At 61.0% G+C, this 16,176-nt stretch carries 22 protein-coding genes; 2 read left to right on the top strand and 20 right to left on the bottom strand.

The window, feature by feature from the left end:
- Nucleotides 1-239: 239 nt before the first annotated feature.
- A complete protein-coding gene (locus IEV82_RS00990) occupies nucleotides 240-1,457 on the top strand; it encodes a TsoY family (seleno)protein (RefSeq protein WP_188480080.1) in 1,218 nt (405 codons plus the stop codon).
- A gap of 41 nt (nucleotides 1,458-1,498) precedes the next feature.
- On the opposite strand, the gene IEV82_RS00985 is transcribed toward IEV82_RS00990, so the two are convergent.
- From IEV82_RS00985 to IEV82_RS00890, 20 genes are all read right to left on the bottom strand, one after another.
- Complete coding sequence (locus IEV82_RS00985) at nucleotides 1,499-2,275, bottom strand: aldolase/citrate lyase family protein (protein ID WP_188480079.1); 777 nt, start codon at nucleotides 2,273-2,275, stop codon at nucleotides 1,499-1,501.
- Nucleotides 2,276-2,326: 51 nt separating this feature from the next.
- Nucleotides 2,327-2,524, bottom strand: a complete 198-nt coding sequence (locus IEV82_RS00980) for a hypothetical protein (RefSeq protein WP_188480078.1) — start codon at nucleotides 2,522-2,524, stop codon at nucleotides 2,327-2,329.
- Between the two features lie 66 nt (nucleotides 2,525-2,590).
- A complete protein-coding gene (locus IEV82_RS00975; RefSeq protein WP_188480077.1) occupies nucleotides 2,591-3,400 on the bottom strand; it encodes a division plane positioning ATPase MipZ in 810 nt (269 codons plus the stop codon).
- Between the two features lie 145 nt (nucleotides 3,401-3,545).
- Nucleotides 3,546-4,592 (bottom strand): hypothetical protein, encoded by a 1,047-nt coding sequence (locus IEV82_RS00970; RefSeq protein WP_188480076.1) that lies wholly within the window; start codon nucleotides 4,590-4,592, stop codon nucleotides 3,546-3,548.
- Nucleotides 4,589-4,900, bottom strand: coding sequence for a hypothetical protein (locus IEV82_RS00965; protein ID WP_188480075.1), 312 nt, complete (start codon nucleotides 4,898-4,900; stop codon nucleotides 4,589-4,591). Before IEV82_RS00965 ends, IEV82_RS00970 begins: the two co-directional genes overlap by 4 nt.
- 187 nt (nucleotides 4,901-5,087) lie before the next feature.
- A complete protein-coding gene (rpmE, locus tag IEV82_RS00960) occupies nucleotides 5,088-5,309 on the bottom strand; it encodes a 50S ribosomal protein L31 (protein ID WP_188480074.1) in 222 nt (73 codons plus the stop codon).
- A gap of 11 nt (nucleotides 5,310-5,320) precedes the next feature.
- On the bottom strand, nucleotides 5,321-5,704 hold the full coding sequence (gene rplS, locus IEV82_RS00955) for a 50S ribosomal protein L19 (RefSeq protein WP_188480073.1): 384 nt from the start codon (nucleotides 5,702-5,704) through the stop codon (nucleotides 5,321-5,323).
- Between the two features lie 259 nt (nucleotides 5,705-5,963).
- Nucleotides 5,964-6,776, bottom strand: coding sequence for a tRNA (guanosine(37)-N1)-methyltransferase TrmD (gene trmD / locus IEV82_RS00950; RefSeq protein ID WP_188480072.1), 813 nt, complete (start codon nucleotides 6,774-6,776; stop codon nucleotides 5,964-5,966).
- A 60-nt stretch (nucleotides 6,777-6,836) separates the two neighbouring features.
- The gene (locus IEV82_RS00945; protein ID WP_188480071.1) at nucleotides 6,837-7,385 is read right to left on the bottom strand and encodes a hypothetical protein; all 549 of its coding nucleotides are present in this window, start codon (nucleotides 7,383-7,385) and stop codon (nucleotides 6,837-6,839) included.
- Nucleotides 7,386-7,492: 107 nt separating this feature from the next.
- Nucleotides 7,493-8,293, bottom strand: a complete 801-nt coding sequence (locus IEV82_RS00940) for a hypothetical protein (protein WP_229747626.1) — start codon at nucleotides 8,291-8,293, stop codon at nucleotides 7,493-7,495.
- Entirely contained in the window at nucleotides 8,290-8,796 is a 507-nt protein-coding gene (rimM, locus tag IEV82_RS00935; protein ID WP_188480070.1) for a ribosome maturation factor RimM, read from the bottom strand. The genes IEV82_RS00940 and rimM overlap by 4 nt, the downstream gene beginning before the upstream one ends.
- A 75-nt stretch (nucleotides 8,797-8,871) precedes the next feature.
- Entirely contained in the window at nucleotides 8,872-9,699 is an 828-nt protein-coding gene (locus IEV82_RS00930; protein ID WP_188480069.1) for a MipA/OmpV family protein, read from the bottom strand.
- A gap of 221 nt (nucleotides 9,700-9,920) precedes the next feature.
- Nucleotides 9,921-10,310 (bottom strand): 30S ribosomal protein S16, encoded by a 390-nt coding sequence (gene rpsP / locus IEV82_RS00925; protein WP_188480068.1) that lies wholly within the window; start codon nucleotides 10,308-10,310, stop codon nucleotides 9,921-9,923.
- Between the two features lie 41 nt (nucleotides 10,311-10,351).
- Nucleotides 10,352-10,651 (bottom strand): chorismate mutase, encoded by a 300-nt coding sequence (locus tag IEV82_RS00920; protein WP_188480067.1) that lies wholly within the window; start codon nucleotides 10,649-10,651, stop codon nucleotides 10,352-10,354.
- A 13-nt stretch (nucleotides 10,652-10,664) separates the two neighbouring features.
- Nucleotides 10,665-11,273 (bottom strand): GNAT family N-acetyltransferase, encoded by a 609-nt coding sequence (locus IEV82_RS00915; protein WP_188480066.1) that lies wholly within the window; start codon nucleotides 11,271-11,273, stop codon nucleotides 10,665-10,667.
- Entirely contained in the window at nucleotides 11,270-11,785 is a 516-nt protein-coding gene (locus IEV82_RS00910; RefSeq protein WP_188480065.1) for a GNAT family N-acetyltransferase, read from the bottom strand. The genes IEV82_RS00915 and IEV82_RS00910 overlap by 4 nt, the downstream gene beginning before the upstream one ends.
- Complete coding sequence (locus IEV82_RS00905) at nucleotides 11,782-12,309, bottom strand: GNAT family N-acetyltransferase (protein ID WP_188480064.1); 528 nt, start codon at nucleotides 12,307-12,309, stop codon at nucleotides 11,782-11,784. Before IEV82_RS00905 ends, IEV82_RS00910 begins: the two co-directional genes overlap by 4 nt.
- Nucleotides 12,306-12,842 (bottom strand): GNAT family N-acetyltransferase, encoded by a 537-nt coding sequence (locus IEV82_RS00900; protein ID WP_188480063.1) that lies wholly within the window; start codon nucleotides 12,840-12,842, stop codon nucleotides 12,306-12,308. Before IEV82_RS00900 ends, IEV82_RS00905 begins: the two co-directional genes overlap by 4 nt.
- Before the next feature lie 6 nt (nucleotides 12,843-12,848).
- Entirely contained in the window at nucleotides 12,849-14,351 is a 1,503-nt protein-coding gene (ffh, locus tag IEV82_RS00895; RefSeq protein ID WP_188480062.1) for a signal recognition particle protein, read from the bottom strand.
- A 240-nt stretch (nucleotides 14,352-14,591) separates the two neighbouring features.
- Nucleotides 14,592-15,173, bottom strand: coding sequence for an FMN-dependent NADH-azoreductase (locus IEV82_RS00890; protein WP_188480061.1), 582 nt, complete (start codon nucleotides 15,171-15,173; stop codon nucleotides 14,592-14,594).
- A 114-nt stretch (nucleotides 15,174-15,287) separates the two neighbouring features.
- On the opposite strand from IEV82_RS00890, the gene IEV82_RS00885 reads away from it, so the two are divergent.
- Entirely contained in the window at nucleotides 15,288-16,175 is an 888-nt protein-coding gene (locus tag IEV82_RS00885) for a LysR family transcriptional regulator (RefSeq protein WP_188480060.1), read from the top strand.
- Nucleotide 16,176: the final 1 nt, after the last annotated feature.

Here is a 16,176-nt window from a genome sequence, read left to right as displayed (position 1 = left end):
GTAAAGCCTGCCTGATTCTGATGTTGGCGGACAGTGTGTCGCGGGCTATGGCGCTGAGTCAACGCTTTGCTTCCGCATATGGTTGGGTGGCTGTGTTTATCCACAAGATATTGCGTTTCTTGTTGAGTGTTTTTCAACCAAGGCGCCGCTTTGTTTGGGGCCACTCAGAGCAAGGGTCTTTACATTCCGTAATTTGAATGTATTTATATTCTGAAATCGGAATATAAAGGAGGCTCGCCATGGACCGTTCCGTCACCAGACCCGCAGACAGCTATTCACCGATCTACTTCCTTGCTTCACTCGGGGCCGGAGGGATCGCGGTGTCGTTCTTCATGTTCCTGATGTTCTGGGTGCCGCATCCCGGTCAACCCGTCCCGGTGTTCGAGGACATCGCGGCCGCATTTGCAACGGGTGGATTGCCGATGCAAACCGCAATTGCCGTGGCGGTGATCGGCATTGCCGTCTTTGCCTTTCTCAACATCAAGTCGCTGATCTGGAACCTGCAATCGCTGTCGGCCTTCAAGAAAACCGACACCTACGCCAAGCTTCGGAACACCAATGCCGAAGCGACGCTTCTGGCGATGCCGCTTGCGCTGGCCATGAGCGTCAACGCGATGTTCATCGTCGGTCTGGTCTTCGTACCGCAGCTCTGGAGCGTGGTGGAGTACCTTTTCCCGATGGCGCTGATCGCCTTTGCCGCCATCGGTGTGCTGGCCTTCCGCATGATCGGAGCCTTCCTTGGGCGCGTCCTGTCGACAGGCGGCGTGTTCGACGTGACCGCGCATAATTCCTTTGCCCAGCTTCTGCCCGCCTTCAGCATCGCCATGGTCGGCGTCGGCTTTGCAGCACCTGCCGCGATGAGCACTTCGGCCACCACCGTTGCCGTTGCGTTGATCCTGTCGACCTTCTTTGGGGTTGCGGCAATCCTCTACACCGTGATTGCAGCCATCACCGCGTTTGCGTCGATGCTTCAGAATGGCACCGCGCGTGAGTCCGGCCCGACCCTGATGATCATCGTGCCGATCGTGACCGTTCTGGGCATCCTGTTCCTGCGCCAGAGCCACGGTCTTCACGTCGCCTTCGACGTGCACGAACAGGCGGGTGAAACCATGATCTTCCTCGCGCGGCTCGTGTCGGTTCAGGTCGTGTTCCTGCTGCTGGGGGCCGTCGTGATGATGCGTCAGGGCTATTTCAGCGACTTCGTGATGGGCAGCAAGACCTCGCCCGGGTCCTATGCGCTGGTGTGTCCCGCCGTGGCCTTGTCGGTGATGCTCCATTTCTTTGTCAACAAGGGGCTGGTTGGTGCAGGTGCCATCGAGAAGTTTGGCGTGGCTTACTGGGGCGTGACCGCCATCGCCATCGCGGCGCAGATCGTCGCCATCGCCCTGGTGCTGCGCCTCAACCGTCAGCACTTTGCACGTCGCTCCGTGACGGCGGCTGCCGTACCGGCGGAATAAGGCAACCCGCTACTGCTCAGACAAAAAAGGCAAAGCCCGGATCAGGCGGTCCGGGTTTTCCACGTTCTGGTCAGACCGCGCATGGCATTTGCCAGCAACAGAACATCCGCTCCCAAAGCCACGAAATTCGCGCCTGCGTCGATGTCCTGCTGGATCAGCGCGGGATCCGCGTCGATGATGCCCGCCGCCTTGCCGGTGGCGCGGATGCGGCGCAGTCCGTCCTGAACGGCGGCGCGCACGTCAGGGTGGGTTATGTGGGGCAATAGCCCCATATCGGCGCACAGATCGGCAGGGCCGATGAACACGCCGTCAATGCCCTCGACTGCACAGATCTCTTCCAACGCGTCCATTGCGGCGGTGCTTTCAGCCTGAACAATAAGACAAATCTGATTTTCAGCCGTTCCCAAATAATCCGGGATGCCGTTGAACGCCGACGCCCGGCCCAGCATATGCCCGACGCCGCGAATGCCGTTCGGCGGATAGCGCGTCGCCTGCACGATGGCGCGCGCCTCGTCGGCGGAGTTCACCATCGGACAGAGCAGCGATTGCGCGCCCAGGTCGAGCACCTGCTTGATCAGGGCGGGATCATTGTGCGGGATGCGCACCACCGGAGACACGTCATGGCCGGACAGGGCCATGAGCTGTTGATGGATCGTCACCAGATCGTTTGGCGCATGTTCGCCGTCGATCAGCAGCCAGTCGAACCCGGCAGAGGCCGCGATCTCGGCGGCGTATCCGGTACCCAGCGCAAGCCAGAGTCCCAAGGTTGGCGTGTCCGAGGTCAGGGATGCTTTGAAACGATTGAGGGGGGCTGGCATGGCACTGTCCTTTTTTCCTCGATCAGACACCAGCCGTTCGGCCAAGGCAAGTCAGTCGCGGTGACGCCAGAGCCTGAGCGCGCACCAGATCGCGGTACCGCCGAAAAACGTCCCGGCGATGCCAACAACTTCGATCAGCGCGGCGGCATTGGAGATGCCACGCACGAAGACGGTCACGAGCAACAGCCCAAGCCCAGCAAGGCTGAACAGCAGGCGGAACCACAATTCATTTCGGGTTGGTCCGGTCATGCCCTGCGCGTTGCCTGTTTTGTGCCTTGCGCAGAGATAGGCTGCGCGCGACCGCGGACCAGTGGCCTAGAACGTTACCGAAACACCCGGCAGGTTGAGCGACTTGATGAGGTCCCGCAATTCCTGCCGCGCGGCAATGTTGGAGATGTTGAGCTGTTTGACACCGGCTTCCTTGAGATCGAGCAGGGTCATGCCACGGTTGAACAGTTCGCGGAAGATCACACGTTCGTTGAAGCCCGGCGCGACACGGAAGCCGATCCGTTTGGACAGGCGTTCGAGCGCCTTTTCCATCTTGGCCTTGTTGACCATCTGCTGTGCCCCCAGACGGTTGCGCAAGACCACCCAATCGATCGGGGGCAGTCCGGCCTGCGCGCGCAACTGGCGGGCATTCCAGACCATTTCGGAATAGACCGATGGACCTTGGATCTTTTCGCCGGTTGTATCGGTATGTGCCAGCAGGTCGAAATCGACGAAACTGTCGTTGAGCGGCGTAATCAGCGTGTCGGCCAGCGAATGCGCCACCTGGCTCAGCCGCGTGTGCGATCCGGGGCAATCGATCAGGATGAAGTCGCTGCCGGGTTCAAGTTCGGCCACGGCGGCTGACAAACGGTGATCATAGATGTTTTCACCCGGTTGCAGAGTGTCGGGATCGATTTCGGGCAGTTCGAGATAGCGCGGGGTTGGCAGGTCCATACCTTCGCTTTCGAGCGACTTCATTCGGTTGGTGATGTAGCGGCCCATCGTCTTTTGCCGCAGATCGAGGTCCAGCGCGCCAATGTTGTGGCCCATCCGTGCAAGCGCTGTCGCGACGTGCATCGAAACGGTGGATTTACCCGCTCCGCCCTTTTCGTTTCCGACAACGATGATATGCGCCATGTTTTGTGCTCTTGCATCCTTTTGTTCAGCTATGCGCATAGACGCTGGCGGTTGCAACGCCGGATGCGCGAAAGGTTGTAATCCGTTGCGGAACGGTGCACGTGCGACTCACAGGCGACGGTTTTTGTGAAAACGCCTCGTCACCCTAAGGCACGGTAGAAGCCCCCCAGGTCAGCCCCATCATCATGGTCACTGCCGTCAGGAAGGCAGAGTATGCGGCCAGTTTCCACGGCGAAAAAGGGCGTTCCCCAAAGGTTCGTCCATCAATGCCCGAAACCACCACGCGCTTGGGTTTGCCACCGTACGTATAGTGCATAATCCAAACGGGTAGCAGGATGCGCCGGTAGTGAATCCCACTGGTATCTGTCCTGTACCGATCGACTCGCGTCCCGGATTTGCCCACGTGTTTCTTGATCCTGTTCCGGATGAGCAGATCCTTGTCCTGGGCATTCATCCGCAACCCTTTGCCCACCGTCCAATGATGCCTCTCAGCTGCAAAGCCCGCGAGGTATCCCGCCCTGTAAGGCCGCAGATAGCCCGGTTGAAAGTCATGCAGGATACCGTCCCGGATGAGCGGTGTGACATGCTCTGACGCGGGCACCAGAAGGTCGTCAAAATGCACGTTCATCTTGTTTGACACATGGTGCCTGCGACGCTTGTCACCGGATCCGGTCGTGTAGGAGGCCCAGTATTGGATCGCTTCTTTGGAATCGAAGGTCCAGAACGGAGCGTAAATCCCGGCGACGCTGCCTTTGGATATGACGTGACCAAGATCATTGGGCGCGGCGAAACGATGGCGGATCCACTCTGTCACAGAGCGTTCTGCAACGGCGCGATCTATGCGGAACGGGACAAGTGCCATGGTCTCGTAGGCCTTTTCCTCGGTCGCAAGAACGACCGGCCCATTGCAATAAGGGCATCGTTCCGAAACGGTCGGACCGGTAAAAACGACCGCTCCACCACAGGTTTCGCATTGATGCACATGGTCCCCAAGCAAGCTTGGGGGTTCGCGTTGCGGTTTGTCCGGATCGAATGGAAATTCCAACGCCGCTTCGTGATCGGTGTCGCTGGCCAAAGGCCATAATGTTCCGCAGTTTTGACACAGCAGATCTTGTTGCGCTGGGTCAAAGGCGCATTGGCCGCTGCAGTTCCGGCAAAGCAGATCAGATTGGCTGGCGACGGTTTCGGTCATGAATCTGATTCGAGCACGGCCGAAATGATTTCGATCATCACCCACAACCGCAGTTCGGCCCGTGCCATCGCGCCCTCGATATCGCCGCTGATGTACCAATCCCCGATGACGGTGGACAGGAACCAGGTGACGAGAACCCAGATCACGATCAGCGACCAGCCAGAGATCGCCCTGATCCACCCTGCCGATCCTTGCCTGAGTTCGTGTTTGGCTTCGTAAATCGTGATGATTTTGACGACGTTGAACATGCCGACCGCCATTGCCAGCCCAAACAGGATGAGCGCTGCAATAATCGGCGCAGGGTCCAATCGACAATTCCTTCAAGCGAAATCAAGGCAGTGTAAGCCTAGATCACTGGTTCGAAATACAAAAGGATCGTAACGACGGATCATCCAACAAGAAACGGTCGCATGCCCGCTCATTGTGCACATTGCAGGCAACAAAAAAGCCGCTCCAAGGCGGAGCGGCTTTTGAGAACTGCGCGAAAAGCGTGGCTTAGAAGCCCAGGCCTTCGTACTTTTTCTTGAACTTCGTCACGCGGCCGCCGGAGTCGAGCAGGCGCGAGCTGCCGCCGGTCCAGGCCGGGTGCACTGTCGGGTCGATGTCGAGCGACAGCGTGTCGCCTTCCTTGCCCCAGCACGAACGCATCTCGAGCATCGTGCCATCGGTCATCTTGACGTTGATGACGTGGTATTCGGGATGGATGTCTTTTTTCATCTCGGCAATCCTTACGCGTCTGCGCCCTTGGTGGGCTTGTAGTTGGCATCTTCCGCGATACGGGCCGATTTGCCGCGACGCGAGCGGAGGTAGTACAGCTTGGCGCGACGGACGCGGCCACGGCGGACAACCTCGATGCTGTCGATGTTCGTGGAATAGAGCGGGAACACTCGTTCCACGCCTTCACCGAACGAAATCTTGCGAACCGTGAACGACCCGGCGATGCCGGAACCCTGACGACGGCTGATGCAGACGCCCTCGTAGTTCTGGACACGGGTACGGGTGCCTTCGGTCACTTTGTAGCCGACACGGATGGTGTCGCCTGCTTTGAAATCGGGAATGGTCTTCCCGAGGGCGGCAATCTGTTCCGCCTCCAACTGAGCGATCAGGTTCATCGCTTCTCTCCTAAATTTGCTTGCGGTTGCTCCGCAAAGATGTGCGCGTCCTCAGAGCTCTTGGTCTTCGTCCGGGTCCGCCTGTTCCGAATGATCGGAGCGCCCGCCAGAGATCAGGTCGTCTTTGTCTTGTCATGTTCGGGAAGGGTGCGATTTTGCCATGTCCGAAGACCACACGGAATCACCGCACCGGGCTGACACCCAGAACACGCGCCGTAAACCAGAAGCATCGTCTTAAATCAAGGACCGAATGTGGCGTCTAGTCCGTCTTGCGCCGCGCCTGGTGGGCCTCCCAGAGGTCCGGGCGTCGATCACGGGTCAGGTCTTCGGATTGCGCGCGTCGCCACTTGGCGATTTCGCCATGGTGACCCGACATCAGGACAGGCGGGATCTCCATCCCGCGCCAGATGGCGGGGCGGGTGTATTGCGAATGTTCCAGAAGCCCGTCGGAAAAGCTTTCTTCCTCGGTCGATGCTTCGTTGCCCAACACACCGGGCAACAGACGCACGATGGCGTCGATCATGGCCTGAGCTGCAATCTCGCCGCCGGTCAGGACAAAGTCGCCAAGGCTCACCTCGATGATGTCGTAGTGGTCAATCACCCGTTGATCCAACCCTTCGAACCGCCCGCAAATGAGCGTCACACCGGGACCGGCGGCAAGCTGTTGCGCCAGCTTCTGCGTGAGGGGCCTGCCACGTGGGCTGAGATAAATCAGCGGTGCCATCGGGGCGATGCGGACGCGGGCATGGTCGATGGTGTCTGCCATGATGTCGGGCCGCAGCACCATCCCCGCGCCACCCCCGGCGGGCGTGTCATCGACATTGCGGTGCTTGCCTTCGCCGAACTGGCGCAGCGGCACGGTTTCCAGTTGCCACAACCCGTCTTTGAGCGCTCGACCGGTCAGCGACAGTCCCAACACACCGGGAAATGCCTCTGGAAGCAGCGTGATCACCTGTGCCTTCCAGACGCTGGCCAGTTCCGGCGCGTCTTCCATCAGGTCGCGTGGGACCAGGGTCGGGCGCATGGTCTTGCGGCCATGGGATCGTTGCGGGGGGGATTTGGGCTCATCCATCTGCGCTGCCTTTTGGTGACCCAAACGGCTTTAGTGGCTTGTTGCCGGAAAGGCCACAGGTCAGGCCAGCACGGGGGCCGCAAGAACGTCCCGCATCGCGAGCATCGCAGTCGGTGAGGCGAAAAAATGGGCCAGCGCACCGGCTTCCGCCGGGCTGGCGCGCATCAGCCGTTCCACAAGCCAAAGCTCGCGGACCTGATCGTCGCTCAGCTGCGACAGGTCCGTTGCGTCCCACCGCGCGATGATCTGGGCGAGCACCATCGCGATCTGGTCCTCGTCGGTGACAAAACCGGGCGCCCTGTGCGTGGGGTTGATCAGCGTCTGAAGCGTCGTGCGGATCACCAGCGGATCGGGCGCCATGTTTCTCAGGCTGGCAAAAGCCGAGGATACCAGAAGCGACGGGTATGTCTTTTTCGGTGTATTGCTGGTCAGGGAAGAGGGACCGATCTGCGGAAAAACGGCGATGGTCGCCGCTGCAATGCTCAGGGCGCCGAAGAGGCCAAGGAGCATGAAGGCAAGTGAAAACGCGAATTCCTGCAGCGTGATTGTTACCACACCCGGAGAGAGCGCGGCAGACACCAGCAACAATCGACGTTTCACGCGATCCACGGCAGCTTCCCCAAGTGCAACTCAAGAGAATTACCGACAGGGAGTGGCAAATTCTTGCCTCAAACGGGGCAGGTGTGCGGCGATTTCAGGGCGAAATCAAGGCAATGTCAGGGGTCAAGTCGCCGCGCCATCTTGCGCACGATCCGCTTGGCCTCTTGCACGTCCTTTTCGGGCAACGCGCTTTGATTGAGCGCAAGGAACACCGCGTCGACGCCCAGATCGGGCTGCACGTTTTCCGGTGGCAGCACCGTCAGCGTGGCGCGGTCAAGGTCGGTCAGGTCGAGCAGCGTCAGCAATGGATCAAGCGGTCCAAGCGGCAGGTCCGTGGCCTCTTCGAGCAGGAACGAGGTTACGTGGGCCGGGGCCACGTCTACGGCTATTTCCTCGAGGATGTCGTCAAGGCTGCGCGCCGCGTCGAACTGGTTGCTGTAAGTCTGAAAATCGTCAGTCAGCCGGGTGCTGCGCAGGTTCTGCCACCACGTGCTGCGCAGCCACGGCTCCCGCGTTCGGGTGGAAAAGTAGAATGTCAGATCGGTTTCCTTGCCAAAGCGCAGGAAGGCGGCATCGCTGAGGGCCTTCATCACGAGACCGGCGCTGTCATAACATTCCAGCCCGTGTCGGCCGGGCATGTGGCCTGCCAGATCTTCGGAGGACATGAGGATCGGTCGTGGATCGTCCAGCGCGATCTCGTTGAAAAACGCGGTGGAAAAACGTGCGACCGCCGCCAGTGTTTTCTTGGTGGGGTCTAAGGAAAAGCTGCGGGTGCTTTCGGTCAGCCCCTCGAACGCGTCCTTGAGATAGACCCGAACATGCGGTTCCAGCAGGGCGGCGTTCTCGCGCAGCATGGATTGAACGCTGGTCGTCCCTGTTTTGTGAAAGCCCGCGTGAATGACGATCCGTGTCGTCACGAAAACAGGCCCTCGGGGGGATCGGCCACGATGCGGCCATGCGCAAGATCCACCGTCGGAACGACAGCCTTGTTGAAGGGCAGCAGCACGGTCTGTTTCTGGCCCGGCGCGCTGAGTTCAAGCAGGTCGTCCGCACCATTGTTGATCACCGACAACACCTTGCCCAAGGGCGCACCGCCTGTGTCCGTCACCTCGAGCCCGATCAGGTCCGTGTGGTAGAACTCGTCATCGGGAAGCGACGGCAACCTGTCGCGCGGCACGAAAAGCTGTGTCCCGCGCAACGCGTCGGCCTCTTCTTTTGTGGTGATGCCGGACAGGCGCGCGGCCAGACCGTTCTTGACCTGCCGTGTGACCTTGACCGAAAAGCTGCGCGTGCCGTCTTCGCTTTCCAGCGGGGCATAGCTGGCGATGTCTTCGGGGATGGCCGTAAAGCTCTTGAGGCGCACTTCGCCCCTGACCCCGAAGGCCCCGGCAATTGCTCCGACACAGATTTTTTCACTCACCGATCTTGCTCCCGGTCGATTTGAACGACTGGATAGACCAGACCGGCATGCAGAGGCAATTGCCTGCGGACGAGATCAGCCGCCGATGTTGAACACGCGGGTGACGCCAAAGCGCACGCCCCATTGTTCGTCCGAGCCCTGTTCGACAATCGGGCTGTCGCCGGCATCATCGGTGAACTTTTCCCATGTCACGGCGCCTTCGAGGCCCCATACGTCGTTGAGCTGGTAGCGCGCGCCGAATTCCACACCTGCCGACACCATCCCACCCTCGGGATCATAGGCGGGAAGGGCCGCGCTTGCTTCGGCTGGGGTGATGCCGAAATACGTGTCGCTGTAGGCGTCGTCGCCGAAGAACAGCCGCGGTCCCACGGACAAGCGCAACCGGTCGGACGGACGCAGGGTCGCGTCGGCCCCAACCTCGCCGACCCAGCCTTCATGCCCGCCGAACCCGCGGCGCACTTCGCCGAAAGCCGCGAAATTTTCGGTGCCATAGCGCATGGACACACCCAGTTCGACTGCCGCGTCGATGTCGTCGAGTCCGGCCAGTTCGCTGAAATCGTCGGTCTTGCGTTCCTGGATGAACCGGAACGTGCCACCCAAGGTCAGACCCATGCTGTCGGCCCAGGGATCAGGATTGCCAAAGCTGCGGCCATTGCGCAGCGACAGGAAATTGAAGCGAAACCCAAGATCGGGACCAACGGCGTACTCGTCCGACCCGAAATATTCCGGTGCAGAGGCAACGCCGCCGCGCAGGGTAAAGACAAGCTGTGGACGCGGCGACACGGTCACGGGCGCAGGGGCCATCACATCCGTCTGGGCGCTGGTTTGGCCGGGACCGGCGGCATAGGCCGGAACCGCAAGACCAAGGGCAAGGCTGGAGACAGTTGCGAGGCGCGCGATCATGATGTGTGTCCTGAAAATAAATTGCAGTTGCCCTTGGACATGGCGCGACGGCGTCACGGGGTCAAGCTTTGTGGCAGATTTACAAGCATACACGCGCAGACACGCTCACCCTAGGGTGGTGTTGTGGCACGATGACAACAGGCGAAAGACGGGTGCTGTCTTGTGACAGTCAAAAGTGCAGATGACCGGGTGGGCCGGTCATCTGCAAAGGCACTGCGCGATTATTCCGCGCTTGCCTCTTCGGGGGCCGGAGCAGCGTCTGCTTCGGCAGCGGCTGCTGCCTTGGCGGCCTTGGCGTCGGCACGTTCCTGAGCGGCTTTGCCCGGGACGGCTTTCTTGGGGTTGCTGCGCTCTTTCTTTTCAACAACGCCAGCCGCTTCGAGGAAGCGCGCAACGCGGTCGGTGGTCTGGGCGCCCTGGCTCAGCCAGTACTGGACGCGCTCGACATCCATCTTCACGCGCTCTTCGCTGTCTTTGGCCAGCAGCGGGTTGTAGGTGCCCAGCTTCTCGATGAAGCGGCCATCGCGCGGCATGCGGCTGTCTGCGGCGACGATACGATAGAAGGGGCGCTTTTTGGAGCCGCCGCGGGAAAGACGAATTTTGATAGACATGGGGTATTCTCCTAAGGTTGTCCGACCGACAGGCTGTGCTGTCAGGATTGTTTTTGTTCGTGGTGCTTGATGACTTCCTGAATGATGAAATTCAGGAATTTCTTGGCGAACTCAGGGTCAAGGTCGGCCTGGGTCGCAAGCTCTTCGAGCCGCGCGATCTGTGTCGCTTCGCGCGCGGGGTCTGAGGGCGGGAGGTCGTGTTGCGCTTTTAGCACACCCACGGCCTGTGTGTGTTTGAACCGTTCAGCCAGAGTGAACACGAGGATCGCGTCCAGCCGGTCGATGCTTTCGCGGTGACCCTTGAGCAGCTCTGCGGCATGGGTCACGGGGTTGATGGTCATGTCAGTCCCAATATCAGTCAATGGCCCAGCCTTTCGGTTTGAACAGGGGGTCTTGGTAATGCGCGATTTCCATGTCGATCCCGTGCGCCAACTGACTGCCGCGCAGCGCGTCGGGGCTGGGGTGACGATAGACCACGTCGCTGCCGTCAACGGTGCGCGCCTCGGGGTCCTTTTTCGCGCCAAGCCGCTCGGCGAGGCGGATGCTGTCGAGGTTCTTGGGGTCGAGATAGCTGACCGCGGTCTCCCATCCCTTGTCCTCGTAGAAGTACCGGCGCACGCGCACCGTCGCCTCGAGCGCATAGCCCTTGCCCGCGCGATCCGGCCAGATGATCCACGCGATCTCGCGCTCGGGCCATTTCGCCGGGGACCAGCCACCGGCCATGCCGACGGTCTCATCGGTGTCCTTGAGGTGCACCATCCACATGCCGAAGCCGCGGATTTCCCAATGGCCGATCTCGGCAGCATAGAGCATCCATGCCTCGTAGCCATTCAGCGGTCCGCCCATGAAACGGGACCGGTAGGACGCAAAGGTCGCCTTGAAGTCAGGGTAATCCTCGGCCTTGGGGCTGCGCAATGTCAGGCGTTTGGTTTCCAGAACCGGAATGTCGCGGTGACCTGTCATGCGACCTCCTGCCGGGGATGGCGGTAGACATGGCAGGGATGACCGGCAACGGTTCCGTTGCGCTCGTATGTTGCGCCTAGCCGTTCTGCCAAAGAGATGGACCGGGCGTTTTCCGGATCGACATAGGAGATGACCCCATTCAATCCGAAATGCGCGGCTCCAAAGGCCCGCGCTACCGTTGCGGCCTCAAAGGCGATGCCCTTGCCTTCGAACGGATCGTACACATGCCAGCCCAGTTCGGGTTCGTCCCAGCTTTCGTTGAAGATAAAGCCGATACGACCCGCGGTTTTGCCGCTGCTGCGATCTTCCAGCATCCACATGCCGTAGCTGCGCAGCGCCCAATGGCCGTAGGTCGCAAGAAACCCGCCCCAGGCGCGATGACGCGGGTAGGGTCCGCCGACAAAGCGCGCGCGGTCGGATGCGGCAAATTCCGCGAATGCGTCGAAATCGCTTTCGCGAGGACCGCGCAGGATCAGGCGGTCTGTTTCGATCACCGGAATGTCCAAACTCATGCCAGCGCCTCCGGACCAGGGTGGCGGTAGAGCATGTCTTCGCCCATGTTCGGGTTGTCGTAGGTCCGCTCGTAGACAGCACCCATGCGCTCGGCCAGCCGGATCGACCGGGTGTTGCCGGGCACGATGTTGGAGGTCAGCGTGGTGAAGCCCAGATCGTCATAGGCCCATCGACGCGCGCGGGTCGCGGCCTCATAGGCGACGCCCTTGCCCTCGAACCCGTCGAACACGACCCAACCGACTTCGGGTTCCGGCCAGCCTTCGGGGTTCCAGATGCCGGAGATGCCGGCGGGTTTGCCCGTCGCCTTGTCTTCGATCGTGAAATACCCGTAGCCGTGCCAGTGCCAGTGCCCCACGTTCAGCGCGAACCAGCGCCACGAGTCCGAGCGGTTGGTGTAGCCGCCAAAGCCTGCCGCGCGGGTGTCGTCCATCAGGAACGCGATGACCGCGTCCGCGTCGGCCTTTTCGGGGCCGCGCAGGGTCAGGCGTTCTGTTTCAAGAATGGGTGCGTTGGTCAGGCTCATGCGTAGGCCTCTGGACTGCCGTCGATGTCCGGGCTGTGGCGGTAGACAACGGTTTCCTCGGCGGTTTCGCCCTCGGGCAGTGGCGCTTCTGGGTCCAGTGCGGCACCAAGCCGTTCGGCCAGAGCGCGCGAGCGCGTATTTTCAGGCGTGATGTAGCTTACCAGCGTGTCGAAACCCTGTTCCCACGCCCAACCCAGAGCGGCGGTTGCTGCCTCGGTCGCGTAGCCTTTGCCTTCGGCCTGTTCGAAAAGGGTCCAGCCGATCTCGCGCTCTGGGAAATGCGGCGGCTGGGTGATCGCCACCTGGCCGATAAAATCACCCTCAGCCGTATCGATGGCCCACGCCCCGTGCCCCATCCAGTCCCACGCGACCACTTCGGACGACAGCCCGTAGAACAGGTGTGTCCTGTCCTTGGGCGCGCCGATGAAGACCGCGCGCGACGTTTGGTAGAAGGCCCAGAAGGCTTCCATGTCGTCCATGCGATGTGGACGCAGCCGCAACCGCGGCGTGTTTATGACGGGGGCTTCACGCATCAAGTGTTATTTCTTCTTGCCGAATCCGCTGAGGCCCGGCGGCAGACCCATGCCACCGCCCATGCCTGGCATGCCACCCTTGGCGCCCATGGCCTTGGCCGCCTGTTCCAGCGCTTTCGGGTCCATCTGGCCCATCATCTCTTCCGGGCTGCCGCCGCCCTTGCCGAACATGCCTTTCATGGCCTGTTTCAGCATGCCGCCTTTGCCCATCTTGCCCATCTTCTTCATCATGTCGGACATCTGCCGCTGCATCTTGAGCAGCTTGTTGAGCTCGGACACTTCCATGCCGGCCCCCTTGGCGATGCGCTTCTTGCGGCTGGCCTGAAGGATCTGCGGGTTGGCGCGTTCCTTCTTGGTCATGGAGTTGATCAGCGCGATCTGATGGCGCAGCATCTTGTCGTCGATACCGGCGCCGTCCATCTGCTTCTGCATCTTTGCGGCACCGGGCATCATGGCCATCATGCCTTCCATGCCGCCCATCTTCATCATCTGTTCCAGCTGCATCTTGAGGTCGTTCATGTTGAACTGACCCTTCTGGAAGCGCTTCATCATGCGCTCGGCCTGTTCGACCTCGAGCGTCTGCTGCGCCTTCTCGACCAGCGCCACGATGTCGCCCATGCCAAGGATACGGCCCGCGATCCGGTCCGGCTCGAAGGTTTCGAGCGCGTCCATCTTTTCGCCCAGGCCGACAAAGCGGATCGGCTTGCCGGTCACGGCGCGCATCGACAGGGCCGCACCGCCGCGCCCGTCGCCGTCCATCCGGGTGAGGACCACACCGGTGATGCCGATACGCTCGTCGAAATTCACGGCGGTATGCACGGCGTCCTGACCCGTCAGGCCATCGACCACCAGCAGCGTTTCGCGCGGATTGGCGACATCGCGCACCGCTTCGACCTGCGCCATCAGCTCTTCGTCGATGGACAGGCGACCCGCGGTGTCGAGTATGTAGACATCATATCCGCCAAGGCTGGCCTGCGTCTTGGCACGCTTGGCGATGGCCACGGGGTTTTCGCCCTTGACGATGGGCAGCGTGTCGACGCCGATCTGCGCGCCGAGGATCTGGAGCTGCTCCATCGCGGCGGGGCGGTTCACGTCGAGCGAGGCCATCAGCACCTTCTTGCCCTCGCGCTCTTTCAGGCGCTTGGCGATCTTGGCCGTGGTGGTGGTCTTGCCGCCGCCCTGCAGACCGACCATCAGGATCGGTGCAGGCGCGTTGTCGATCTTGAGCTTGCCGGGGTCTTCGTCGCCGCTCAGCACATGCTTGAGTTCGTCATGCACGATCTTGACGACCTGCTGGCCGGGCGTGACCGATTTGGTGACAGCCTGACCCGTGGCCTTTTCCTGCACCGCCTTGATGAAGTCGCGGGCGACCGGCAGGGACACGTCGGCTTCGAGCAAGGCAACGCGCACTTCGCGCAGCGCCGTCTTGACGTCATCCTCGGACAGCGCGCCCTGCTTGGTCAGCCGATCAAAGACGCTGCCTAGGCGGTCGGACAGATTTTCAAACATGGGCTTTCGCCTCCTTTGCCGCTGGTTTGGTCCTGATGTAAGGACCAGCGGCGAATATACCAAACGACACTCCAAAGGAGTGCCGCAAAACACGTGCGCCCCCACGGGCGTGACACGCTGGTGGAGGGCGATCCCGGACGGAGTCCAAGGGACCGGAAAGTCAGGCTTCCCGGAGTTGATCGGCCTTTAGGCCAATTTGGCGCGCAGAGTCAAGCCGCGCGCCTGTTTGCTTGGCAACGTTCAGGCTGCGAGGTCCTCAAGAGCGGCGTTCGCCTTGGCGTGCGAGGCGTCCGCGTCGATCATCAACTGATCGGCAGCCACGACTTGCACATTGGTGATGCCGATAAAGCCAAGCACATGGCGCAGGTAGCCGCTGGCAAAGTCCACATCGGACCCGACCTGCGTGCCGCCCGAAGCGATGGCGATGATCGCGCGCTTGCCGGTCATCACGCCCTCGGGGCCGGCTTCGGTGTAGCGGAACGTGATCCCGGCGCGGGCAATCTGATCGATCCAGGCCTTGAGGTTGGCCGGAATGCCGAAATTGTAGATCGGTGTGCCGATGACCAGCGTGTCGGCTGCCTTGATCTCCTCGATCAGGCTGTCGGACAAGGCCAGTGTGGCGCGCTGTTTGTCCGAACGCTCCTCTTCCTTGGTCCAATTCGCAGCCAGCCAATCGGCGTCGATGGTCGGGATCGCGACCGCCAGATCGCGCTGGATGATGCTTTGGGGTTCGAGCCGGTCAACAATGCGTTGTGTCAGGGCGCGGCTTTCCGAGCCGTCGCGGCGGGCGGAGGCGTCAATGCGGAGAACAGTGTGGGTCATGAGTGGTTCCAATCACAGAAGTGTTTGTCTTAAGACGCTCATATAGGGCTTGTATTTTTGCACGATATAGAAAGAAATGCGCAACACATGTGAGCATTTGCACAGAGGCCAAGTATGGAGCACTGGGACGAAGTTCGGACGGCATACCAGGTCGCGCGGCAGGGTACCGTGAGCGGAGCAGCCGAGGTTCTGGGCGTTCACCACGCCACGGTCATCCGCCATATCGACGCGCTCGAGGGGCGGCTTGGCGTCAAGCTGTTCCAGCGCCATGCCCGTGGCTATACCCCGACCGAATCCGGCGAGGATCTGGCCCGCGTTGCCCAGACCACCGAGGACCAGTTGCAGCAATTGGTCGGGCGGATCCGGGGGCGTGGCGCTGACGTGAGCGGTGAGTTGATGGTCACCTCCATCGTCGAGTTGTCGAATTTTCTGGTTCCGGTGCTTGCGGACTTCAAGGAGGGCTATCCGGGTGTCGTGGTGCGGTACCTGACCGATGCGCGCGTCTTCCGGCTTGAATATGGCGAGGCGCATGTGGCGATCCGGGCAGGGGCCGTGCCCGATGAACCCGACAATGTGGTTCAACCGCTCACGCGGCTGAAAATCGGCCTTTACGCATCGAAAAGCTATGTCGAAAAACACGGTCTGCCCAAGGATGACAGCGATCTTGCGGCTCATGCCTTTGTCGGCAATGACAATCCCGACAGCCGTGCCCCGTTCCAGGTCTGGCTGCGCAGCAAGGTGCCCTATGATCGCGTGGTGTTCCGGACGACCGACACCTACAGCATGACCCGTGCGGTGCGCAGCGGTGCGGGGATCGGGTTCATGCCGGTGGCCGAAGGAGCGGCTGATCCCGACCTGGTCGAAGTGATGCCCCCCAAGGAGGAATGGACAGCACCGCTTTGGCTGGTCACCCATGTGGATCTGCACCGCACGGCAAAAGTGCAAGCCCTGCTGGCGCATCTCAAGGAAGCGGTCAAAGTCTTCGACGCAGACCATGCCTGAC

The organism is Marivita lacus (assembly GCF_014637725.1).
GTDB classification, from domain to species: domain Bacteria; phylum Pseudomonadota; class Alphaproteobacteria; order Rhodobacterales; family Rhodobacteraceae; genus Marivita; species Marivita lacus.
This window is presented reverse-complemented; position numbering and strand designations above follow the sequence as displayed.